Genomic DNA, 22,645 nt, shown 5'->3' with positions numbered 1-22,645 from the left:
CGCCCGTCGCGCGGCATCTGGCAGGATCGAGGCGTGACCTTCGAATCGCCTCTCACGCGCCTGCGCCTCGACCTTGCCTACGACGGCACCGATTTCTCGGGGTGGGCGGCGCAGCCGGGGTTGCGCACCGTGCAGGGCGAGATCGAAGCCGCACTCGCGGTGCTGCTGCGCACCGGTGCGGGCGACGCCCCGCGGCTGACCGTTGGCGGCCGCACCGATGCAGGAGTGCACGCCCGGGGCCAAGTGGCGCACCTCGACGTCAGCGACGCCCAACTCGCCAAGTGGAGCGCCCGCCGGGGCGACGACGCGGGCCGTGGCGACGCGGCGGAGTCGGCGACACGGGCACGCAAACTGAACGGGGTGCTGAAGCGCTCGGCACCCGACGTCGTGATCCATGAGGCGAGGGTCGTGCCCGCCGCGTTCGACGCCCGCTTCTCAGCCCTGCGTCGCCGATACGAGTACCGGCTGCGGGGGGAGGGGATGCGCCGCGATCCGCTCACCGCGCGCTTCACCGCCGACGTGCCGAAGCCACTCGATCTCGCCGCGATGCAGTGGGCGAGCGACGAATTGATCGGCCTCAACGACTTCACCACTTTCTGCAAAGCCCGTGAGGGCGCGACCGCGGTGCGCGATCTGCTGAGCTTCGAATGGCGCAAGACCGAGGACGGCGCCTACGCGGCGCGCATCGAAGCCGACGCGTTCTGCCATTCGATGGTGCGCGCGCTGGTGGGCGCGGTGGTGGCTGTCGGCAGCGGGCGGATCGGTCACGACGAACTCGTGACCCTACGCGATGCCCGCGAACGGTCGAGCCGCTTCACAGTGATGCCGGCGCACGGGCTGTCGTTGGAAGAGATCGCCTACCCCGCCGATGCCGAGCTCGCGCTGCGGGCCGAGCAGACGCGGGCGCGGCGCGATCCGCTCTCGGGCGAGTGAATCAGACGGTCCTGGGGGTGCGATCAGTCGTGTTCGGCCTCGGCGAGCTCGGTGAAGAAGGCTCGGCCCAGCCCGTGGGTGCGCAGGCCGTACTCGACGGTGAGGCGCTGGTAGCGCGCCAGCTCGCGATACTGCTCGGGTACCTCAGCGGCGTCGATCATCGTGGCGAGGGATTCGAGCCGGGCTTCGTCTTCGGCCGCGCGCTGCGCGATGTGTTCGAGCACGGCGCGGCGCTCGGCGGGTGAGGGCAGCGCGCCGAGGAAGTACAGCCGTGAAAGCGCTGCGACTTCCAGATCGCGATCGGCGATCGGGCCGAGCATCCAGTTACGGAACGCGGATCGGCCCTCGGCGGTGACGGCGTAGACCTTCTTCGCCCGCCCACCGTCGTGCTCTTCGGTGACGGTGACGAGCCCGTCGCCGAGCAAGCGCTGCAGCGCTTGGCGCTGCGCGCCGAGGCTCGCCGCGTAGAAGAGCGAGATACCTGCCTCGAAGAACTTGTTGAGGCTGTAGACGGTCTGCGGGCCCACCGCGATGAGGAGGCCGAGAACTACGTACGCCACGGGCGCCTTTCCGGTATGTTATTCAAAGTAATGTTTCTTTGAGTAATGTTAGTTCGTTCGTGTTAAGGATCATCATGCCCGATCAGTCCGACATGTCCCTGGAGCTGCTGCGCGCCCGCTTCGATCGCATTACCCGGCGGCGGGGGAGGCTCGGAGCGCCCCAGGTGCTGCTGCGCGCCCCCGACGTTGAGTTCAGTTACGGCGATCAGTCGACGCCTTTCCACGCGGCCAGCATCGGCAAGCTGGCCACGGGCGCCATCGTGCTGCAGCTCGCGCGCGGCGATGCGTTCGACCTAGACACCGGCATCGACGCACTGCTCCCGTCGCGCGAGATCACGGGGCTCTTCGCCCCCGGCTCTCGCCCGCCCACGGTGCTGGAACTGCTGCGCCACACCTCCGGTGCAGCCGACTACTTCGAGGGCGACCGCGGCCGCCGGAATGGCCTCGTGCGCGTCGTCGCAGCCCGGCCCGACCGAGTCTGGACCCCCGCCGAGATGCTCGACTTCGCCCGAGACCATCATCGGCCGGTCGGGGAGCCTGGGGAGCGCTTCCGCTACTCCGACACGGGCTACGTGCTGCTCGGGCGCCTCATTGAGGAGGTGAGTGGCGTCGCCTATCACGAGGCCGTTCGGGATCGCATCATCGAGCCCCTCGGGCTCGAGCGCACCTTCCTGCCCGGCCTCACCTCGCCGATCCGTGGCGAACGCCGTCTCGCAGCCTGCTACGTCGGGCGCGAGGACCTCAGCACCTCCGGGGCGCTGAGCTGCGGTTGGGCCGGAGGTGGCATCGCTGCAACGCCGGCCGACCTCATCACCTTCAGTGAGGCGCTGCACGGAGGGCGGCTCGTCACGTCGCGGGAACTTGCAATCATGATGGATATGCGCAGTCGGGTGCGCGGTGGCATTCACTACGGTGCGGCCATGATGGAGCTGCGCTTCGACGGATTCTCGCCCCTGCTGCGCGGACTGCCGAGACCCGTCGGGCATCTCGGATCCCTCGCCACCTACCTCTTTTACGACCGAGCCCGGGGCTCCCATCTCGTCATGAACTTCCATGCCCGGCGCGAAATGTCCCGCGCGATCCGGGCGGCGATCGCCGTTGAGCGGGTGCTCAGCAGCCGCTGAGGCCGGGATCTCAGCCAGGTTCCGAAGCTGTGCTAAAGTAGACATTTGGTGCGCAAGCACCCGATTTGTTGAGCCCTCCACGCGCCCGAGCACCCCCAGGGGACCGGGCATCGGAGTGGGATCCACGAACACCTCCAATTCGACAGAAAGCAGCACTCCAGTGACTCGCACATATTCGCCGAAGGCCGCCGATCAGAAGCATGATTGGCTCGTCATCGACGCCACCGATGTCGTGCTCGGCCGCCTCGCCTCGCACGCCGCAGCTCTGCTCCGCGGCAAGCACAAGCCGACCTTCGCCCCCCACATGGACATGGGCGACTACGTCATCATCATCAACGCCGACAAGGTCGTGCTGACCGCCAACAAGGCGGCCAATAAGCTCGCCTACCGCCACTCGGGCTACCCGGGTGGCCTGCGCTCCGTCAGCTACACCGAGCTGCTCGAGAAGAACCCCGAGCGCGCCGTTGAGAAGGCCATCCGCGGCATGCTGCCGAAGAACTCGCTCGGAGCAGACCTGTTCCGCAAGCTGAAGGTCTACCGCGGTGCAGAGCACCCGCACGCGGCTCAGCAGCCCACCCCCTACACCTTCGGCCAGGTCGCGCAGTAATCGCGGCGACGACGAGACATTCAGAGAGAGACTGCACAGTGACTGAAGAGCAGACCGTGGCCCCCGAGAGCTACACCACCGAGACGCCCGCTTCGCAGGCGACCGTGTCGACCCCCCGCCCCGCGCTCACCGTTCCCGGTGCCGCTGTGGGCCGCCGCAAGCAGGCCATCGCCCGCGTGCGCCTCATCCCCGGTTCGGGCAAGATGACCGTCAACGGTCGTGAGCTCGACGAGTACTTCCCCAACAAGCTGCACCAGCAGCTCATCACCGATCCATTCACCGTGCTCGAGCTGGGCGGCTCCTACGACGTGATCGCCCGTATCGTCGGCGGCGGCCCCTCGGGCCAGGCCGGCGCGCTCCGCCTCGCGATCGCCCGTGCGCTGAACGAGATCGACGCCGAGCACAACCGTCCGACCCTCAAGAAGGCCGGCTTCTTGAGCCGCGATGCTCGCATCAAGGAGCGCAAGAAGGCCGGTCTCAAGAAGGCCCGCAAGGCGCCTCAGTACTCGAAGCGCTAAGCAGGAAGCACCCTTTCATGGGACGCCTGTTTGGCACCGACGGGGTTCGTGGTCTAGCCGGGGTCGATGTGACCGCCGAGCTGGCCATGAACCTCGCTCACGCAGCGGCTCTCGTACTCGGGCGTTCAGCCCGGGGCGAGAGCCGTCGCGCTGTCGCCGTCGTGGCGCGCGATCCGCGCGTATCCGGTGAGTTCATCGCCGCGGCGGTGTCGGCCGGGCTTGCCGCAGCCGGAGTCGATGTGCTCGACGCCGGTGTGATCCCGACTCCCGCCGCCGCCTACCTCGTCGCCGACACCGGCGCCGATTTCGGCGTGATGGTCTCGGCCTCGCACAACCCGGCCCCCGACAACGGCATCAAGTTCTTCGCCGAAGGCGGGCGCAAGCTCGCCGACGACATCGAAGACGAGATCCAAGCGGCAATGGATCGCCCGCGGATTGCGGTCACCGGTCGCGAGGTGGGGCGGATCCGCCGCTTCGCCGACGCCGAAGACCGCTACCTCGTGCACTTGCTCGGCACCCTTGAAGGGGTGCGGCTGGAAGGTTTGCACGTCGTGCTCGACTGCGCCCACGGTGCGGCAGCCGGCATCTCGCCAGATGTCTTCACCGACGCCGGCGCGAAGGTCACCGTCATCGGCAACGATCCCGACGGCTTCAACATCAACGACGGCGTGGGATCCACCCACCTCGAACCGCTGATCGCAGCTGTGCGTCAGCACGGCGCCGACCTCGGCATTGCGCACGACGGTGACGCTGATCGCTGCCTCGCGGTCGACGGCAGCGGCGATGTCGTCGACGGCGACAAGATCATGGCGATCCTCGCGCTCTCCATGGCCACCCGCGGTCGCCTCGAACGCAACACCCTCGTGGCTACGGTCATGTCGAACCTCGGCTTGAAGCTCGCGATGGCCGACAACGGTATCGATGTCGTCGAGACCGGAGTGGGCGACCGCTACGTGCTCGAAGCCATCAATGAGCACGGCTACTCGCTCGGTGGCGAGCAGTCGGGTCACGTCATCATGAGCGACTACGCGACTACCGGCGACGGCATTCTGACGGGGCTGCACCTTGCCGCTGAGGTCAAGCGCACGGGCAAATCGCTCGCCGAGCTTGCGCAGTGCATGACCGTGTATCCGCAGGTGCTCGTGAATGTGAAGGGCGTGGATCGCACCGGTGTGGCCGGCGATGAACTGCTGCAGCAGGCCGTGCACCAAGCCGAGATCGCCCTGGGCGGCAAGGGGCGGGTGCTGCTGCGCCCATCCGGCACCGAGCCCGTGGTGCGGGTGATGGTCGAAGCCGAGCATGAAGAACAGGCTCAGCGTCTGGCCGACGATCTGGCTGCCATTGTGCAGGAGCGGCTCGCGGTCTGAGCTGGCTGGTCGTTTCCCACGGTATGTGATCTGCCGTGGATATGGAGGTTCCTTCGAAATCTCCATATCCACGGCATTTTTCATAGCTACGAACCTCGCTCACAGGGGAGGTTTCGGCTCGGGCGAGGTGAATTGTCCACAATTTTATGGATCCTGGCCTTTGGTGGGGGAACATCGTCCAGGCTGAGGCCATGCTTCGAGAGATCCTCGCCTCCTACGATGGCGTTGTTCGCACCCCGTGCCCTCTTCGAACACGGGGTGAGCAAGCACCGTGTGGCCTGCGCCGTGTCTGATGGCAAGCTGGTACGAATCAGAAGCTCGTCGATCGATCCGTGCTCGAACGGCTGCCCCTCGACGGGACCGTGCGGGCGCTGCTCGCGCAGACCACCCCCTTCGCTGACTCCGGGCTGGAGACATACGTGAGGCTGCCGCTGCGGAGATTCGGGGTGCGGATCGTCTGCCAATCCTGGTTGTGCGGACATCACGTCGATTCCGTCATTGGTGAGCGGTTGGTGCTGCAGATCGACGGCGCCCACCACACAGGTCGTCAGCGCTCGAGCGATATCACCCACGATGCCGAGCTGAGATTGCGAAGGTTCACCGTGTTCCGGGTCTGCTACGAACAGGTGATGTTCCGGTGGCCTGAGGTGCAGGCTCTGGTCATCGATGCCATCGCCCAGGGTCTGCACCTGGACTGAGCCGTGGGGCATTTCGCTGAAGCGCTGTGTTCAGTATGGGATCTGCCGTCGATATGGAAGATCCGGGTGAGAGCGGCATATCTCCGGCAGATTCCATATGGACGGGAAGGGGGCGAGGATGGGGGAGTGGGGACGGATCCCTACAGCTTCCTCAACAGCACCTTCTGCACGCGGTGATCCGCCTCCTTGCGGAGCACCAGGGTGGCCCTGGCCCGTGTGGGCCTGATGTTCTCGACGAGGTTGGGCTCGTTGATGTTGTTCCAGAATTCGTCGGCGATGGCGCTGGCCGCCTCGTCGTTGAGCGTGGCGAAGCGGCGGAAGTGCGAGCGCGGGTTGGAGAACGCGCTCTCCCGCAGATGCAGGAATCGCGTTCGGTACCAGCGCTGAATGTCGGACACTCGCGCGTCGACGTACAGCGAGAAGTCGAAGAGGTCGCTCACCGCGAGCGGGTGCTGCATCGAGGCCGGCTGCAGCACGTTGAGCCCTTCGACGATGAGGATATCGGGCTGCCGCACAACGGTGAACTGGTCGGGCACGATGTCGTAAACGAGATGGCTGTAGACCGGGGCGCGCACTTCCTCGACGCCCGCCTTCACCTGCGACACGAAGCGCAGCAGGGCGCGGCGATCGTACGACTCCGGGAAGCCCTTGCGGTGCACGATGCCGCGGCGCTCGAGCTCGCGAGTGGGGTAGAGAAAGCCGTCGGTGGTGACGAGCTGCACGTTCGGCGTCTCGGGCCAGCGTGCCAGCAGATCTCGCAGGATGCGCGCGACCGTCGACTTGCCCACGGCGACGGATCCCGCGATCCCGATCACGAAGGGGCTCTGCCGCTCGCCGTTGCGCTGCAGAAAGCCTCGCGTGCGCTGATGCATCTCGCGAGTCGCGATCGCGTACTGGTTGATGAGACGGCTGAGCGGCAGGTACACCTCGGAGACCTCGGCGAGGTCGAGCGGTTCGCCGAGGCCGCGGAAGGCGTCGATTTCCTGCTCGGTGAGCGGCATCGGCGTCTCGCCGGCGAGGCGTGACCACTCCGCCCTGTCGATCTCCGTGAACGGTGAGGTGAACTCGGGTCGCATGAGCGCTTGCGTGTCGGTGCTCAGCGTGCCGCGCTGGTTCGCGGCGCGGGGATCGTCGTCGACACGCGCAGGGTCAGGGGTGCTGTACTCGGCCATTGTTCATCCATCGTGCCACTAAACTTGACCTCATGTGTGGAATCGTCGGATACGTCGGCCCCAACGATACGGTTGAGGCGCTCATCACTGGTCTGCGGCGCCTCGAGTACCGCGGCTACGACTCTGCGGGTATCGCGGTGGTCGATGAGGCTGGTGAGCTCGCCGTTCGTAAGCGCTCGGGCAAGCTCGCGCGGCTTGAGGAGCTGCTTGAGGTGAGCCCTGTGCAGGCCACCGGAACCGGTATCGGGCACACCCGGTGGGCAACGCACGGTGGTCCCACCGATGTCAACGCGCACCCGCACCTCGGTGACGGCGGCAAGCTTGCCCTGATCCACAATGGCATCGTCGAGAACTTCGCCGAGCTGCGTGCCGAGCTCGAGGCCGACGGCATCGAACTGCTCAGCGAGACCGATACCGAGGTCGTAGCAGCGCTTGTGGGCCGTGAGGTGGCGCGCCAAGGCGATCTGGAGGCCGGGTTCCGTGCGGTGGTCACTCGCCTGCACGGCACCTTCACGTTGCTCGCGATGCACCGCGATGAGCCCGGCAAGGTGGTGGCGGCTCGCCATCACTCGCCGCTCGTGGTGGGTCTCGGCGAGGGCGAGAACTTCCTCGGCTCGGACGTGGCAGCCTTCGTGTCGTCGACGCGCCGCGCCGTCGCGGTCGATGAGGACAACATCGCGATCATCACCCCTGACGAGGTGCGTATCACCGATTTCGCGGGCAATCCTGTCGAGTTCTCCGAATACGAGGTGCAGTGGGATGCGGATGCTGCCGACAAGGGCGGCTGGTCGTCGTTCATGGCGAAGGAGATCAACGAGCAGCCCGACGCCGTCGCAAACACGGTGCGCGGGCGCATCTCGGAGACCGGTGTCGAGATTCCCGAGCTCACCGAGCTTGGCGATGAGCGGCTGCGCGGTATTGAGCGGATCATCATCATCGCCTGCGGCACGGCGTCGTACGCCGGTCAGGTCGCCGCGTACGCGATCGAACAGTGGGCTCGCATTCCCGTCGAGGTGCAGCTGAGCCATGAGTTCCGCTACCGCGACCCGGTGCTCTCGGAACGCACGATGGTGATCTCGGTGAGCCAGTCGGGTGAGACGATGGACACGCTCATGGCTGTGAAGTACGCGATCGAGCGCGGTGTCACCACTGTTTCGGTCTGCAACACGCAGAGCGCAACGATTCCCCGCGAGTCAGATGCTGCTGTGTACACGCACGCAGGCCCTGAGGTTGCGGTCGCCTCCACCAAGGCGTTTATCGCGCAGATCACGGCGCTGTACTTGGTAGGTCTGCACCTGGGCCGCGTGCGTGGCACGCTGTCGGCAGAGGTCACGGCTCAGGCTGTGCAGCAGTTCGAGGAACTGCCCGAAAAGGTGCGCGAAGCCGTTGAGACGCACGACCAGATCGCGCAGCTGGCGCACTGGATGGCTGACACCCGTTCGGTGCTGTTCCTCGGTCGCCATGTGGGCTACCCCGTGGCGCTGGAGGGCGCGCTGAAGCTCAAAGAGATCGCCTATATTCACGCCGAGGGTTTCGCCGCGGGCGAGCTGAAGCACGGCCCGATCGCACTCATCGACCATGGGCAGCCTGTGTTCGTGCTGGTGCCGAGCCCGCGCACGTCGCCGCTGATGCACTCGAAGGTTGTGTCAAACATTCAGGAGATCCGCGCGCGCGGTGCCAGGGTGATCGCCGTGGTTGAGAAGGGCGACACTGCGGTGCTGCCCTTCGCCGACGAAGTGATCAGGCTGCCGCTCGCCGATGCGCTCTTCGAGCCGCTGCTGCAGGTTGTGCCGCTGCAGTGGTTCGCGCTCGAGCTTTCCACGGTGAAGGGTCTCGACGTCGATCAGCCGCGCAATCTCGCGAAGTCGGTCACGGTGGAGTGAGCCCCTCGCTCATTCCAGCGCAGTCGGAACCAGCACAGCCATGATCAGGGGCATCGGCGTCGACACCGTCGATATCGCGCGTTTCGAGCGACAGCTTGAGCGCACCCCTGCATTGCGGGCGCGGTTGTTCACGCAGGCCGAGCGCGAGTTGCCGCTCGCATCCTTGGCTGCTCGGTTCGCGGCGAAAGAGGCGCTCATCAAGGCCCTTGGGGGTTCTGCGGGGCTGGGCTGGCACGATCTCGAGGTGGTGCGGGACGCGGATCGCGCGCCGTCGTTCGCTGCGACGTCTGCGCTTGTGGCGGCACTCGCGGGGCGCGGTGCGGATCGCGCGCACCTTTCGTTGACGCATGACGCGGGGGTGGCAACGGCGTTCGTGATCGTGGAGTCGGCGGCGCCGATCGCAGGAATGTCGGGGGTCGGCGGTACGCTCGCAGCATCGCTGACGCCGGATGGTCCGACGCCGCAGCAGGGATCGGAGACGACATGAGAACAGGATCGATGCGGGTCGCGGAGATCTCTCTGTCGGCGATCAGGCACAATGTTGCCCGTGTGCGCGAGCTGACCGGCGGCGCGGTGATCGTGGTGGTGAAGGCCGACGGCTACGGTCACGGTGCGAGCATCGCCGCCGAGGCCGCCCTCGCTGGCGGAGCCGCGATGGTGGCAACCGCTGATCTCGAGGAGGCGCTGGCGCTGCGTGAGGCGGGGATCGAGGCTCCGATCCTGTGCTGGCTGCACGGGGTGCGCGTCGATTTCGCGGATGCTGTTGCCGCAGATATCGAGATCGGTGTGAGCCGAGTGCAGCAGCTCGAAGCGCTCGCCGATGCGGCGCGGCGGGTGGGCCGAACCGCTACGGCCCAGCTGAAGGTCGACACGGGGCTCAGCCGCAACGGGGCCGCTCCAGATGAGTGGGCGGGGCTGTTCGCGCGAGCCGCTGAGCTTGCGCAGCAGGGCTTGGTGCGCGTGCGGGGCGTCTTCAGTCATCTTGCGAATGCCGGTGATGAGCATGACCGGGGCCAGGCCGCGCGCTTCGACGAGGCGATCGCTCTGCTGCGCGAGGCGGGCATCGATCCTGAGATGCAGCACCTGGCTGCCAGCGCGGCGACACTCTCCTCACCGCATCTGCACTACAACACCGTTCGCGTGGGAATGGCAGCCTATGGGCTGAGTCCTTTTGCCGAGAAAACCTCGGCGCAGTTGGGGCTTGTGCCTGCGATGACACTGCGTTCTGAGATCGTCGCGCTGCGCGGTGTTCCGGCGGGGACGGGTGTCTCCTATGGCTTCAATCATGTCTGCGAGACCGCGACGACGCTCGCGCTTGTGCCCATGGGGTACGCCGATGGGATGCCGCGCGCGCTCAACGGGGCCGGCGCTTGGGTCACGGTGGCGGGCGAGCCGCGGCCCATTGTGGGGCGGATCGGCATGGACCAGTTCATCGTGGACGTGGGCCCTCTGGCGGGTCGGGTGGCGCTGGGAGAGCCGGTGGTGCTGTTCGGCGACCCTGAGCTGGGGCATCCGCCCGTGGAGATCTGGGCCGGGCTGATGCGCACGATCAATTATGAGATCGTGGCGGGGATCGGGTCTCGGGTGCGGCGCGTGGCCTCTGACGGGGGTGCCGAGTGAGTGGCGAGGGGCGCGTGGTGCGCTTGAGCGTGGCCGACCCTGAAGCGATGCATCGGCTCGGTGTGCGACTCGGCGGGCTGCTGACCGCAGGTGATCTGGTGCTGCTGACGGGGCCGCTGGGGGCAGGCAAGACCACTCTCACGCGCGGCATTGGTGAAGGGCTCGGGGTGCGGGGGCCTGTGCAGAGCCCCACCTTCGTGCTGGCGCGCACGCACCCGTCGCTCGTGGGCGGTGCACCGCTGGTGCACGTCGACGCGTACCGGCTCGGCGGGCTCGCTGGAGAGAACGACGGCGGGGCCGACGAACTCGACGATCTCGATCTTGATTTCGAGGGCTCGGTGGTGGTGGCCGAGTGGGGTGCCGGCGTGGTCGGTGTGAGTGATTCCTGGATCGAGGTGGTGATCGAGCGACCGCGCGGTGCTGGTGCTGGTGCTAACGATGAAGCTGCGGTTTCTGGGCAGCACAGCGACGACGACAATGAACCCGACTGGGGCGAGACCATCGTTGAGCGCCGCACCGTCACGGTCACGGGCTACGGGCCGCGCTGGGGCGGGCCATCAGAAGATCCACTCGCGGCGATCGAGGCCGAGGCTATTGCCGGTGACGGCCAGAGAGATGATTCCCGCGATGCGGGAGAGGAGCTGCGATGAGTGGGGCGATCGAGCAGCCGCAGGGGGTGCCCGCTGTTCCATCGGCACAGGCACAGGCACAGGCGCAGGCGCAGGTCCAGGCCCAGGCCCCGGCGTCGGCGTCGGCGTCGGCGCCGCGCTACCGAGAGGTCGAAGCGCCCGAGCTGGGCGACAGGGTGCTGCTCGCGATCGATACCGCGATCGGCACGGGCGTAGCGGTGGGCGCCGCTGGGCGCATCTTCGAGGTGTCGAGCGATGACCCGCGCGGGCACGCCGAGGCGATCGGTCTGCTGCTTGCCGAAGTGTTCCGGTGGAGCGGGGTCTCTCCGACCGAGGTCACAGGGGTGGTTGCCGGTATCGGGCCGGGGCCGTTCACCGGACTCCGCGTCGGTATTGCGGCAGCGCACGCCTTCGCCGTCGCGAGGCGCGTTCCACTGCTTCCGCTGCAGGGCCACGAAGCGGTGGCCCTCGATCTGCTCGGAGGGGCGAGCAGCGGGGTGCGTGTGGTGCAGGACGCCCGCCGACGCGAACTCTTCGTGACCGAGTTCTCGGGTCTCGACTGGGCGGGCATTCCTGAGCGAGTGGCAGGTCCGGGGCTTGTCGCCCGCATTGACTACGAGCCCGTGCCCAACGAAGTGTGGCCCGCGAGCATTCCCGCAGCGTCGCTCGTGGGCCTCGCGGCGCGACGTCTGGCGGCGGGCCGCGACTTCGAGGCTGATCGCGCGGTCTACCTGCGTGCCCCCGACGTCAAGCTGCCAGGGGCTCCGAAGCGGGTGAGCTCATGAGTCGCCCGGCAGGCCTCACGCTGCGGGATGCCGCAGCGAGTGACCTCGACGCGATCTGGCAGATCGAGAGCGACGTCTTCGGATCCGATGCCTGGAGCCGCGAGATGATGCGCGAAGAACTCGCCGCCGACCACCGCCGGTACCTGGTGCTTGTCGACGTCGACGGGGCAGTGCAGGGCTACGGCGGCCTGCTGATCGTCGGCCAGGAAGGCGACGTGCAAACTATCGCCATCGCTCCTGGTGCACGTGGCAACGGGCACGGGCGTCGGCTCATGCGCGCCCTGCTCCACGAAGCCGAACAGGCAGCAGTGCGCGAGGTCTTTCTCGAAGTGCGTGCAGACAACCCCGTCGCCCGCGGCCTCTACCGCTCGCTCGGCTTCGAAGAGCTCGGCGTGCGACCCCGCTACTACCAGCCAGACGGAGTCGACGCGGTCATCATGAAACTCGAGACGAAGGGTGGTCGATGAACGCCCCAGACACCTCCGGCCACAGCAGCGCACCCCTCGACGGCGTCGACCGCACCAGTGGCGAGCCGCTCGGCAGCACCCCCGACACGAGCGGCGAGCCGCTGGTGCTGGGCATCGAGACGAGCTGCGATGAGACCGGCGTGGGTATCGTGCGCGGGCGCACGCTCCTCGCTAATGCGATCGCGTCGTCGATGGACGAGCACTCTCGCTTCGGCGGGGTGGTGCCCGAAGTCGCAGCGCGCGCGCACCTCGAAGCGATGACCCCCACCATCAATCGTGCGCTCACCGAAGCCGGAGTCACTCTCGACGAGCTCGACGCCGTTGCCGTGACCTGCGGCCCCGGGCTCGCAGGCGCGCTCATGGTGGGCGTCGCAGCCGCGAAAGCGCTCTCAGTAGGCCTTGGCAAGCCCCTCTACGCGGTGAACCACCTCGTGGGCCACGTTGGTGCCGACCTGCTGCAGGGCGACGGTCTTCGCGAGGCAGTGGGGGCCGTCGGCGAACTCGAACTGCCCACTATCGCGCTGCTCGTCTCAGGCGGGCACACCTCGCTGCTGCTCGTGCGCGACCTTGTGAGCGACGTCGAAATGCTTGGCGAAACCATCGACGACGCCGCCGGTGAGGCCTTCGATAAGGTGGCTCGACTGCTCGGCCTGCCTTACCCGGGCGGGCCCCAGATCGACCGCGTCGCAGCCGAAGGCGATCCGCACGCGATCCGCTTCCCGCGAGGGCTCGCCCTGCCGAAAGATCTCGAACGGCACCGCTACGATTTCTCCTTCTCGGGGCTCAAAACGTCAGTGGCACGGTGGGTCGAGAAGCACGAGCAGAGCGGTGAGTCGTTGCCCGTCGCCGACGTCGCGGCAAGCTTCCGCGAGGCCGTCGCCGACGTGCTCCTCACAAAGGCGCTCGCCGCCTGCCGCGATCTTGGAGTGCCGCGCTTGTTGCTCGGCGGAGGCGTCGTTGCCAACGCGAGGGTGCGCGAACTCGCGCGAGAGCGCTGCGAAGCCGCCGGGGTCGAACTGCGCGTGCCGCCGCTCTCGCTGTGCACCGACAACGGGGCGATGATCGCCTCGATCGGGGCGCAGCTGGTGGCGGCCGGTCACGAACCATCGGGGCTCGGCTTCGGCGCCGATTCGACCCTGCCCGTGACCGAGATTCAGGTGCGCTGACTGCGGACACGCTTTGGTCACGACTCGGTGACGCTGCGGCACAGGGTCGCGGTGGGGGTCCGCTCTTCATTATGGTTGAAGAGCGATCGGGGGAGCGCCCCGTCAAGCTTGATCGAAGGAGCATTATGTCTGATACCCAGCCCGGCGGCCAGCAGCCCGCCGAGAACCCCGTCCAGCCTGCGGCACCGGCCTACGCTGCAGCCGCCCCGGCACCTCAGAGCACCCCCGGCAAGACGCTCGGCATTGTGGGCCTGATCGTCGCGTTCCTCATGCCGCTCATCGGCCTGATTCTCAGCATCGTTGCTGTGGTGCAGTCGCGCAAGGTCGGCGCGAGCAACGTGCCCGGCATCGTCGGCATTGTGATCGGCGCTCTCGGCACCATCGGCTACATCATCCTCATCATCACCCTCGTCGGCCTCGCCGGTGTGGGCGTCGACGCGGTGCAGCAGTGCATGAACGGCGCCGAGTTCGTTGAGATCGTCGGGCAGACCGTTTCCTGCGCCGACGTGAACTACTGATCGACGCGTGACCTGCGGGGCGTGTTCGGGATTGTCCCGGATCCGCCCCGCTTCGTGTTTCCGTGCTGGTTCGCGCTATCTCGCCGCGAACCTCATCGGGGAATCGGGAACGCAACAGCTGCTGCGGTCAGCAGCGCTCCGTCAGCAGTGCGGTGTGACGGCCGTGCTCATCGCGTGTAAGGAAGAGCGTGGCACTGTGCGCGCCGCGCAGCTTCAGGCGGCGTCGCAGCACTGCAGGATCCACGTCGGCACCGCGCTTCTTGATCTCGAGCGTGCCGATCTCGCGGGCCGCGAGGGCACGCCGCAGATCCTTCTCGCGGGGGCTGAGCGTTTCGAGCACCCGGAATGCGCTCGCGAAAGGTGAGTCGACGTGCGTATCGCTGGTGAGGTAGGCGATCCCGGCCGACAGCATTCCGGCTCCCGTCTGTTCAGCAAGGGTGCCGATCAGACGGGCGCGAATCACCGCACCGTCGGGTTCGTAGAGGTAGTCGCCGAGGCTGCGCACCTCAGCGTCGTCGGCGTCGTGCGCGGCCGTGAGTTCGGCGCTGTCATCGGTGCCGCGCAGCACCAGCGCTGCCCGTCGCACGCCGGATCGTGCGGCGGATCCGAACCAGAGCCCGGTCTCAACGAGCTGGCCGTCGACCGAAATCCACTGGGCCTCGGCAGTGTCGGGGATGAGTTCGCGGTCGAGGCCGGGGCCGAGCTTGATGCCCGTCGGCCGTTCATCGGCGAGGCCGAAGGCGAAACGCAGCGAGGGCGAGTAGTCGTCGGGTGAGGCGAGCCTGCGGGTGCCGCTGTGCCCGGCTGTGCGTCGGGCCGGGTCGAGAAATGCGGCTTCGGCATCGCCAGGGCCCATCGCCTCTGCATCGCCGACGCGCACGAACGGCTGCGAGGCGCCGAGGCGTGCGGCGGCAATGGAGAGGTTGTGCTGGGCGAATACCGCGGTGAGGGGGTCGAGTTCGACGGGGTGCACGGTGAGGCCCGCTTCGAGAAGCGCCAGAGACTCTGCGCCGATACCGCAGCCGAGATCGGCGACGGAGTGACAGCCGGCTTTGCGGAAGCGCTCGGCGTGCAGCGCGGCGACGCGCGCGCGGGTGGCCTGTTCCAGGGCGGCGCGCGTGAAGAGCATGTCTGCGGCTCGCTCACCGAACTTCGCTGCGGCGCGGGCTCGCAGATCGGTCTGCGTCAGCGCCGCTGCGAGCAGATCGGGGTCGGTGCCGTCGGCGCGGAGGGCTCGTGCGAGCTGGTCGAGGCTGCGCCCTTCAGCGAGCCCGGCAGTGATGCGGGCGAGGAGGCGTGCGCCTGTTGGAGCGGTGAGTTGCTCCCAACCGGGGGAGGCGAGTGCTGTGCGCTCGCCCGCCCCGGTGGTGCCGTCTGCTCCGGTTGCTGTCACCGCGGTGGCGGTCAGTAGCCGCTCGCCGAGATGGCGAAGCCGATGGCGACGATGTAGAAGAGCAGCAGCAGCACCCAGAAGCCGATTGCCACGTAGCCGACGATGAGGCCGGCGATTGCCATGCCGCGCCCGCTCTCGCCGGTGCGCTTGATCTGATTCAGTGAGATGTGCCCCATCACGACGCCGCCGATCGCGAAGAGCGCGAAGGTGAAGAGGCCGACGATGCTCGCGATCATCGAGAGGATTGCGAGCGTGTTGGTGGGCGCGGAGGTGACATACGCGGCCTGGTAGCTCTGCTGCGCATAGGGCTGTGAGTACGCCTGCTGGGGCGCAGCATACTGCGGCTGCTGCGGCTGCTGCGGCTGCGCGTACACCGGTGCGGCGTACTGCGGCTGCTGGCTCGCGTTGCCCGCCTCGGGTTGCTGGGGGGAGTCGCCGACGGGCGGCTGGGGGTGAGTCACGGGGTTCCTTTCGGCGAACGAGGTGCGACGGCGGGGCGTCGGTGGATCAGTAGTAGAGATCGGATCCGCTGATCATGCTGCCCATCGAAGCGAACATCATGGCGATGAAGCCGATGTAGGCGATGAGGAAGATCGCGAGGAACGCGAAGTAGGCGTAGCCGACGATCATGCCTGTCAGTGCGAGGCCGCGACCGGCGTCGCCGGTGCGCTTGATCTGGGAGAGGCCCATGTGACCGAAGACGATGCCCGCGATGGGCACGAGGAAGCCGAAAATGACGGCGAGGACCGCGTAGGTGTTGGTGTCGCCGAGGGTGGTGGCCACGGCCGACTGCGGACGGTAGGCGGTATGCGGTGCGGCCTGCTGCTGGTACTGGGCGGCGTTCGTATCGGCCTGGGGTGCAGCGGCATGCGGTGCCGCGGGGTAGGGCGTCGTGGGCTGCGTGCCGGGCTGCTGGGGAGGGATCGGGGTGGTCATGACTGCTCCTCGAGCGGTTGCTGGATCCCGATCCGCGGGATGCGCATCGGCTGTTCCTTCTGATTCTAGGCGGCGCGGGGAAGAAGAATCTTGGTCGATGGCGGCGGATCCCGTTCGCTGTTGGCGATCCGCCGTCGCCCGGCTGGCACTCCCCTTGCGAGAGTGCTAGCCGGGGTTCTAAACTCTGCTGTAGAGCGCTCGCACGAGGCGGGCGCGAGAGAACGTTCAGACATTGGAAAGAGGTCAACCGTGTCGGTAGCCATCAAGCCGCTCGAGGATCGTATCGTCATCAAGCAGGTCGAGGCAGAGCAGACCACCGCGTCCGGTCTGGTGATTCCGGACAGCGCGAAGGAGAAGCCCCAGGAGGGCGAGGTCGTCGCAGTGGGCCCCGGCCGCGTGGCTGACAGCGGCACCCGCATCCCCCTCGACGTCGCCGTGGGCGATGTAGTGATCTACTCGAAGTTCGGTGGCACCGAGGTGAAGGTCGGCGGCGCCGACTACCTCGTGCTCTCGGCTCGCGACATCCTCGCGGTGGTCGAGCGCTAAGACGCTTCCTCGCGAACAGGCCGGGCCCCGATCTCAGGATCGGGGCCCGGCCTGTTTGTGCTGCGGCGGGAATAGACTGGGCCGGTGAAACTTTCGCGCGCAGGGCTGGGATATGGGTTGGGCGCATATCTCATCTGGGGTATCTTTCCCTTCTACTTCGGCCTCATTGCGATGGTCGGGCCCTTCGAGGTGGTGCCCTGGCGCGTCGGTGCGACCCTCGCTTTCTGCGTGATCCTCGTCTCGGTGACCCGTCGGTGGGGGCAAGTGGGCGCCATTTTGCGCGCTCCTCGGCTCTTCGGGTGGTTCGCGCTGTCGGCCGTGCTGCTCTACGCGAACTGGCAGCTGTTCGTGATCGGTGTGATGACGGGCCATGTGCTTGAGACCTCGCTCGGCTACTTCATCAACCCGCTCTTTACGATCCTCATCGGCGTGGTCGTGCGCAAGGAGCGTCTCACCAGGCCGCAGTGGTGGGCTGTGGGCGTCGCTGCGGTCGGTGTTGCGACCGCAGCGGTTGCGTACGGTGCGTTCCCGTGGATTGCGCTCGGCATCGCGGGATCGTTCGGCCTGTACGGCGCAGTGCACAAGCATGCGGGGGAGCAGGTCGACGGCATCACCGGCCTCACCGTGGAAACATTCGCCTCGCTGCCGATCGCGATCGTGCAGCTGCTCATCGTTGCGGGGCTGTCCGGGATCGGCGTCTTCTCGTTCGGGCCAGGCATCACAGCGCTGGTCATGCTCAGCGGCATCATGACGGCCGTGCCGCTGATCCTGTTCGGGGAGGCAACGCGGCGTCTGCCGCTGTCGTATCTGGGCTTCTTGCAGTTTCTTACCCCGATCCTCGGCTTCTTGTACGGCTACTTCGTGATGCACGAGGAGATGCCGTTCAGTCGCTGGATCGGGTTTGTCGCGGTGTGGATCGCGCTCGTGATCCTCATCGCCGATATGTTCGCTCAGCTCAAACGTTCGCCCAGCGCGCAGACGAACACCGGCCCCATTCCCTTAGACTAAATGGGGGAGGCGCCGTGATCCGGTTGCCTGCACCCATCGGCCCACTCCCACAGCAAAAGAGGTTCCATGGAACAGCGTGACCCCTTCGCGTTCACCGGTCTGACTTACGACGACGTGCTGCTGCTTCCTGCGCACACCGACGTCATCCCGAGCGATGCGGACACCTCCACCCAGCTCACCCGCCGGATCCGGCTGAATATCCCGCTGATTTCCGCTGCCATGGACACGGTCACCGAGACCCGTATGGCTGTTGCGATGGCTCGCAACGGCGGTCTGGGTATCCTGCACCGCAATCTGTCGATCCAGGATCAGGCAGAGATGGTGGATCGTGTCAAGCGCAGTGAGGCCGGCATGATCACGAACCCGGTCACCACTTCGGTTGACGCGACCGTGGCCGAGGTCGACGCCCTGTGTGGCGAGTATCGTGTGTCGGGCCTTCCCGTGGTGGACTCGAACGGCGTGCTGCTCGGCATCATCACGAACCGCGACATGCGCTTCATCGACCCGAAGGATCGCTCGCAGGTGCGGGTTTCCGAGGCGATGACGAAAATGCCGCTGATCACGGGCCCGGTGGGCATTTCCCGCGACGACGCCGCGGCGATCTTCCGCCAGCACAAGATCGAGAAGTTGCCCCTCGTCGATGGCGAGGGCCGCCTCACCGGTCTCATCACGGTGAAAGACTTCGACAAGGAAGAGCAGTACCCGCTCGCCACGAAGGATGACGCAGGCCGCCTGCGCGTAGGCGCTGCCGTTGGCTTCTTCGGTGATGCGTGGAAGCGCGCCGGCGAACTCATCGACGCCGGTGTCGACGTGCTCGTGGTCGACACCGCCAACGGCGACAGCAAGGGCGTGCTCGACATCATCGCGAAGATCAAGAGCGATCCGGCGTTCGCCGGCGTCGACGTGATCGGCGGCAACGTGGCAACCTACGCAGGGGCGAAGGCGATCGTTGACGCCGGCGCCGATGCTGTCAAGGTGGGCGTTGGTCCCGGTTCGATCTGCACCACCCGCGTCATTGCCGGTGTGGGCGTGCCTCAGGTCACCGCGGTCTACGAAGCCGCGAAGGCTGCAACCCCCGCAGGCATCCCCGTGATCGCCGACGGCGGCCTGCAGTACTCGGGTGACATCGCGAAGGCGCTCGTCGCAGGCGCCTCCTCGGTGATGATGGGCTCCTTGCTCGCCGGCACCGACGAAAGCCCCGGCGATCTGGTCTTCGTGGGCGGCAAGCAGTATAAGAACTACCGCGGCATGGGTTCGCTGGGCGCGCTGCAGACCCGCGGCGAACGCACCTCCTACTCGAAGGATCGCTACTTCCAGGCCGACGTTCCGAGCGACGAGAAGCTGATCCCCGAGGGCATCGAGGGCCAGGTGCCCTACCGCGGCCCCGTCGGTGCCGTCACCCACCAGATGATCGGCGGCCTGCGCCAGTCGATGTTCTATGTGGGTGCGCGCTCGGTCGAAGAGCTGAAGCAGCGCGGCGAGTTCGTGCGCATCACCTCGGCGGGCCTCAAGGAGAGCCACCCGCACGACGTGCAGATGGTCGTGGAGGCACCCAACTACAAGCGCTAGGAGTGCTGCGTTGCGGCGCGCTTGCCGCGCAGCCTCTCCGGCCCCACGCAGAGCGTGCCAGGATCCACAGGTTCCTGGCACGCTCTGCGTTTTAGGGAATGAGGCCATGGCGGCGTGCGGCCGCGACTGCGGCGTGCCTGGTGGAGGCCTGCAGCTTCGACATGGCGGTTTTGACGTAGCTCTTAATCGTGCTCTCGGTGAGCCCGAGCGCGCGCCCGATCTCGGCGTTGGTCCCGCCCAGGGCGGCGTGGGAGATCACATCGAGCTCTCGCGGCGTCAGGTGAACGCGGTCGGGGGGAGCACCGGTATCGGTCGTGCTTGATGCCGACTCGGCGTGCGGGGTGTCGCCGGACCGGGCGCTGCGCCCCGGGCCGTACGACGCAGTGACGTGAGCGGCTCCCGTCTCGATTGTTGTGAGCCGACGGTCGACCTCAGCGAGGCGCGCCCGAAGTGTTGGATCGGCGACCGCCGCTGCGATGCTGCGCAGTTCGGCGTGGCTGCTGCGCAGTGCCTCGAGCGCGGGCCCGGGTAGCGCGTGGCGCGCCTGCTGCTCGGCCGCGAGGCGCGCGGCGAGGCAGACCGCGCGCTGCTCCACCTCGTCTTGTCTTCTGATCTCGCGGGCGAGATCGGTGACCACGGCCGCGGCGGACCGGGCGAACGCCGATCCGGCGAGCGTCGCCTCGCGGGTACCGCCGTAGAGCACCGCACGGGTCTCCCCGTCGACGATCACGGGGTGTGCGAACAGGGCCACGATCCCCTCGCCGAGCACCTGCGCATCGTAGTCGTGGGTGATGTGGCGGGAGCGCCGGTAGTCCATGGTCAGCCGGGGTCGATGCTCGGCGAGCGCTCGTCCTCCGAGGCCCCGTCCCGCCTGCACGCAGAGTCCCTGCAGGCTCAGCGTGCGATGTCCGAAAAGCGCTGTCATCGTCGCCGTTCCGTGCGTGTCGAAACCGCCGAAGGCCAGGGGGAAGCGCGTTGCCGCGGCGAACTCGGCCACGGCGAGTTCGAGCAAGGTCTGCTGAGCCTGAGGGTCGAGTCGCTGCATCGGGACTACCAACTTTCGGGGGTATTGCCTGGGCGTCCCCCGTCAATAGCCTAATCCATGCACACAGCGACAGCGTTGTCGCCGAAGTTTCAAAGGAGAAATGAGTGAGCACAGCAACATCGATTCCCCGTCCCGGGCACCACTATCCAGAGATCATCGCGCGGAGCACCCGAGACCGCGACGCCTTCTGGCTCGAGGCCGCCGAGCGGGTGTCATGGACGACCCCACCGACCCGCGCCATCGAAGAGCGCAGCGCCACCGAGTGGCGCTGGTTTCCGGACGGACGGCTGAACGTCTGCTTCAATGCGCTCGATCGCCACGTCGAGGCCGGTCGCGGCGAGGAGACCGCTCTCATCTACGACTCTGCGATGACCGGTTCCCGCGCCCGGATCAGCTACGCGCAGTTGCGCGACCGAGTGGCGCGCTTCGCCGGCGTCCTGCGCGATGCGGGCGTGGTCGTCGGCGACCGGGTGCTGATCTATCTGCCGATGACGCCCGAGGCAGTGGTCGCGATGCTCGCCTGCGCCCGCATCGGCGCGATCCACTCGGTCGTGTTCGGCGGATTCGCGGCCAACGAGCTGGCGGTGCGGATCGCAGACGCCAAGCCCCGCGTGATCGTCACCTCCTCCGGAGGTCTGGAACCCCAGCGGGTCGTCGAATACCTGCCGCTCGTACACCGGGCCATCGAGATCGCGGGCGGTGCCGACTCCGGCGTCGAGACAGTCATCGTGCGCGACCGCGACACTGTACCGGGGTCGGCCGCCGACTTCGCGGACGAGGCGGACGTCGCGTGGCTCGACTGGGACGCGCTGGAGGAGCAAGCCGCGCCAGCCAATCCGGTGCCCGTGCGCTCCGAGGACCCGCTCTACATCCTCTACACCTCGGGCACCACGGGCAGTCCGAAGGGCGTCGTGCGTGACAGCGGCGGCTACGCCGTGGGACTCGGATGGGCGATGCGCAACATCTATGACTTCGGTCCAGGCGACACCATCTTCACAGCGTCCGACGTGGGCTGGGTGGTTGGCCACTCGTTCATCGTGTACGGCCCGCTACTCGCGGGCGGCACGACGGTGCTCTACGAGGGAAAGCCGGTGGGAACCCCGGACCCCGGAGCGTTCTGGCGCATCCTGTCGAGCTACGGGGCGAAAATGCTCTCCACCGCTCCGACAGCGCTGCGTGCGATCCGGCGCGAGGATCCCGAGCTCGCCGAGCTGGTGAAGCACGACCTCTCCTCACTGCGCGCGGTGTATCTCGCGGGAGAGCGGATGGATCCCGAGACCTGGCACTGGATCAACGACGGCCTCGGAGTGCCCGTCGTGGACCACTGGTGGCAGACCGAGACGGGGTGGATGATCTGCGCCAACCCTCTCGGGATCGAGACGCTGCCCGCGAAGGCGGGTTCGACGTCCGTGCCGATGCCCGGTTTCGACGTGCGTATCGTCGACTCCAAGGGCGCTGACATCACGGCGCCGGGCGTCGAGGGCAACATCGCGATCCGGCTGCCGCTCGCGCCGGGCGCATTGCTGGGCATCTGGGGGAGCTCGCAGCGCTTCGTCGACTCCTACCTATCGGCATTCCCCGGCTACTACGCCACCGGCGACGCCGGCCATTTCGACGAGGACGGATACCTCTTCGTGATGGGGCGGACGGACGATGTCATCAACGTGGCCGGGCACCGGCTTTCCACGGGATCGCTGGAGGAGGTGTTGACACTGCATCCGGCGGTAGCCGAGTGCGCGGTGATCGGAGTGCACGACGAACTCAAGGGACAGCGGGCCGCCGGCTTCGTCGCGCTCAAGCACGGAGAGACTGTGGTGCGGGAAGAGCTCGCGGCCGAGCTCGTGCGGCTCGTCCGCGAGCACATCGGACCCGTCGCGGCGTTCCGCGACGTGACGATCGTCGAGCGGTTGCCGAAGACCCGATCGGGCAAGATCTTGCGCAAGACCATGCGCCAGATCGTCGACGGCGAGGAGTACCGCGTGCCCGCTACCATCGAGGATCCCGCCGTGATCGACGACCTCATCGCTGCGCTCGGCGACACCGTCTCAGCGCCTGCGACTCAGGCGGTGACGGTGCCGCGCTGAGCGGACCGTCGTCGTTT

23 protein-coding genes and 1 pseudogene are annotated in these 22,645 nt (G+C 67.2%); 18 read left to right on the top strand and 6 right to left on the bottom strand.

Features of this window, described 5'->3' with window-relative positions; translation table 11 throughout:
* The first annotated feature begins 33 nt into the window (after positions 1–33).
* Positions 34–933: a tRNA pseudouridine(38-40) synthase TruA gene (gene truA, locus WFI54_RS04215; RefSeq protein WP_336651519.1), complete on the top strand. Its 900-nt coding sequence runs from the start codon at positions 34–36 to the stop codon at positions 931–933.
* Between the two features lie 23 nt (positions 934–956).
* On the opposite strand, the gene WFI54_RS04210 is transcribed toward truA, so the two are convergent.
* Positions 957–1,493: a PadR family transcriptional regulator gene (locus tag WFI54_RS04210; RefSeq protein WP_336651518.1), complete on the bottom strand. Its 537-nt coding sequence runs from the start codon at positions 1,491–1,493 to the stop codon at positions 957–959.
* Positions 1,494–1,567: 74 nt separating this feature from the next.
* Between WFI54_RS04210 and WFI54_RS04205 the strand changes: the two genes are divergently transcribed.
* The 5 genes from WFI54_RS04205 (at position 1,568) to WFI54_RS04185 (ending at position 5,807) form a co-directional block, all read left to right on the top strand.
* Positions 1,568–2,617: a serine hydrolase domain-containing protein gene (locus WFI54_RS04205; RefSeq protein WP_336651517.1), complete on the top strand. Its 1,050-nt coding sequence runs from the start codon at positions 1,568–1,570 to the stop codon at positions 2,615–2,617.
* 160 nt (positions 2,618–2,777) lie between these two features.
* Positions 2,778–3,224: a 50S ribosomal protein L13 gene (rplM, locus tag WFI54_RS04200; protein WP_336651516.1), complete on the top strand. Its 447-nt coding sequence runs from the start codon at positions 2,778–2,780 to the stop codon at positions 3,222–3,224.
* A gap of 38 nt (positions 3,225–3,262) precedes the next feature.
* Positions 3,263–3,742 (top strand): 30S ribosomal protein S9, encoded by a 480-nt coding sequence (rpsI, locus tag WFI54_RS04195; RefSeq protein ID WP_336651515.1) that lies wholly within the window; start codon positions 3,263–3,265, stop codon positions 3,740–3,742.
* Positions 3,743–3,759: 17 nt separating this feature from the next.
* Complete coding sequence (gene glmM / locus WFI54_RS04190) at positions 3,760–5,109, top strand: phosphoglucosamine mutase (protein WP_336651514.1); 1,350 nt, start codon at positions 3,760–3,762, stop codon at positions 5,107–5,109.
* A gap of 332 nt (positions 5,110–5,441) precedes the next feature.
* Positions 5,442–5,807: an endonuclease domain-containing protein gene (locus tag WFI54_RS04185; protein ID WP_336651513.1), complete on the top strand. Its 366-nt coding sequence runs from the start codon at positions 5,442–5,444 to the stop codon at positions 5,805–5,807.
* A gap of 140 nt (positions 5,808–5,947) precedes the next feature.
* Here WFI54_RS04185 and coaA read toward each other — a convergent pair whose 3' ends face one another.
* The gene (coaA, locus tag WFI54_RS04180; RefSeq protein WP_336651660.1) at positions 5,948–6,883 is read right to left on the bottom strand and encodes a type I pantothenate kinase; all 936 of its coding nucleotides are present in this window, start codon (positions 6,881–6,883) and stop codon (positions 5,948–5,950) included.
* A 128-nt stretch (positions 6,884–7,011) separates the two neighbouring features.
* On the opposite strand from coaA, the gene glmS reads away from it, so the two are divergent.
* The 8 genes and pseudogenes from glmS (at position 7,012) to WFI54_RS04140 (ending at position 14,047) form a co-directional block, all read left to right on the top strand.
* On the top strand, positions 7,012–8,862 hold the full coding sequence (glmS, locus tag WFI54_RS04175; protein ID WP_336651512.1) for a glutamine--fructose-6-phosphate transaminase (isomerizing): 1,851 nt from the start codon (positions 7,012–7,014) through the stop codon (positions 8,860–8,862).
* 40 nt (positions 8,863–8,902) lie between these two features.
* Positions 8,903–9,253 (top strand): annotated as a pseudogene (locus WFI54_RS04170) (holo-ACP synthase); the annotation flags it as partial.
* A gap of 92 nt (positions 9,254–9,345) precedes the next feature.
* Entirely contained in the window at positions 9,346–10,482 is a 1,137-nt protein-coding gene (gene alr / locus WFI54_RS04165; RefSeq protein WP_336651511.1) for an alanine racemase, read from the top strand.
* Positions 10,483–10,529: 47 nt separating this feature from the next.
* Positions 10,530–11,132 (top strand): tRNA (adenosine(37)-N6)-threonylcarbamoyltransferase complex ATPase subunit type 1 TsaE, encoded by a 603-nt coding sequence (gene tsaE / locus WFI54_RS04160; RefSeq protein ID WP_442918448.1) that lies wholly within the window; start codon positions 10,530–10,532, stop codon positions 11,130–11,132.
* Positions 11,129–11,896 (top strand): tRNA (adenosine(37)-N6)-threonylcarbamoyltransferase complex dimerization subunit type 1 TsaB, encoded by a 768-nt coding sequence (tsaB, locus tag WFI54_RS04155; RefSeq protein ID WP_336651510.1) that lies wholly within the window; start codon positions 11,129–11,131, stop codon positions 11,894–11,896. The genes tsaE and tsaB overlap by 4 nt, the downstream gene beginning before the upstream one ends.
* Complete coding sequence (gene rimI, locus WFI54_RS04150) at positions 11,893–12,363, top strand: ribosomal protein S18-alanine N-acetyltransferase (protein ID WP_336651509.1); 471 nt, start codon at positions 11,893–11,895, stop codon at positions 12,361–12,363. Before tsaB ends, rimI begins: the two co-directional genes overlap by 4 nt.
* Positions 12,360–13,529: a tRNA (adenosine(37)-N6)-threonylcarbamoyltransferase complex transferase subunit TsaD gene (gene tsaD / locus WFI54_RS04145; protein WP_336651508.1), complete on the top strand. Its 1,170-nt coding sequence runs from the start codon at positions 12,360–12,362 to the stop codon at positions 13,527–13,529. The genes rimI and tsaD overlap by 4 nt, the downstream gene beginning before the upstream one ends.
* Before the next feature lie 125 nt (positions 13,530–13,654).
* A complete protein-coding gene (locus WFI54_RS04140; RefSeq protein WP_336651507.1) occupies positions 13,655–14,047 on the top strand; it encodes a DUF4190 domain-containing protein in 393 nt (130 codons plus the stop codon).
* Positions 14,048–14,174: 127 nt separating this feature from the next.
* Here the strand turns inward: WFI54_RS04140 and WFI54_RS04135 are convergent, their stop codons facing one another.
* From WFI54_RS04135 to WFI54_RS04125, 3 genes are all read right to left on the bottom strand, one after another.
* Positions 14,175–15,329 carry a class I SAM-dependent methyltransferase gene (locus WFI54_RS04135; RefSeq protein ID WP_336651658.1) on the bottom strand — a complete coding sequence of 385 codons (1,155 nt, stop codon included), beginning with the start codon at positions 15,327–15,329 and terminating at the stop codon, positions 14,175–14,177.
* Between the two features lie 122 nt (positions 15,330–15,451).
* On the bottom strand, positions 15,452–15,901 hold the full coding sequence (locus WFI54_RS04130; protein ID WP_336651506.1) for a DUF4190 domain-containing protein: 450 nt from the start codon (positions 15,899–15,901) through the stop codon (positions 15,452–15,454).
* 46 nt (positions 15,902–15,947) lie between these two features.
* Entirely contained in the window at positions 15,948–16,376 is a 429-nt protein-coding gene (locus WFI54_RS04125) for a DUF4190 domain-containing protein (protein WP_336651505.1), read from the bottom strand.
* A gap of 249 nt (positions 16,377–16,625) precedes the next feature.
* Here WFI54_RS04125 and groES point away from each other — a divergent pair, with 249 nt between their 5' ends.
* The 3 genes from groES to guaB all read left to right on the top strand — a co-directional run bounded on the left by groES (position 16,626) and on the right by guaB (position 19,499).
* Entirely contained in the window at positions 16,626–16,922 is a 297-nt protein-coding gene (groES, locus tag WFI54_RS04120) for a co-chaperone GroES (protein WP_024356817.1), read from the top strand.
* An 84-nt stretch (positions 16,923–17,006) separates the two neighbouring features.
* On the top strand, positions 17,007–17,930 hold the full coding sequence (gene rarD, locus WFI54_RS04115) for an EamA family transporter RarD (protein ID WP_336651504.1): 924 nt from the start codon (positions 17,007–17,009) through the stop codon (positions 17,928–17,930).
* Between the two features lie 66 nt (positions 17,931–17,996).
* The gene (gene guaB, locus WFI54_RS04110) at positions 17,997–19,499 is read left to right on the top strand and encodes an IMP dehydrogenase (RefSeq protein ID WP_336651503.1); all 1,503 of its coding nucleotides are present in this window, start codon (positions 17,997–17,999) and stop codon (positions 19,497–19,499) included.
* A gap of 91 nt (positions 19,500–19,590) precedes the next feature.
* On the opposite strand, the gene WFI54_RS04105 is transcribed toward guaB, so the two are convergent.
* The gene (locus tag WFI54_RS04105; RefSeq protein WP_336651502.1) at positions 19,591–20,544 is read right to left on the bottom strand and encodes a helix-turn-helix transcriptional regulator; all 954 of its coding nucleotides are present in this window, start codon (positions 20,542–20,544) and stop codon (positions 19,591–19,593) included.
* 104 nt (positions 20,545–20,648) lie between these two features.
* Between WFI54_RS04105 and WFI54_RS04100 the strand changes: the two genes are divergently transcribed.
* Complete coding sequence (locus WFI54_RS04100; protein WP_336651501.1) at positions 20,649–22,628, top strand: AMP-binding protein; 1,980 nt, start codon at positions 20,649–20,651, stop codon at positions 22,626–22,628.
* Positions 22,629–22,645 lie beyond the last annotated feature (17 nt).

Source organism: Leucobacter sp. MMO-125 (assembly GCF_037148395.1).
Lineage (GTDB): Bacteria > Actinomycetota > Actinomycetes > Actinomycetales > Microbacteriaceae > Leucobacter.
The sequence above is the reverse complement of the archived record's forward strand: the minus strand, read 5'-3'. Positions and strand labels throughout refer to the sequence as shown.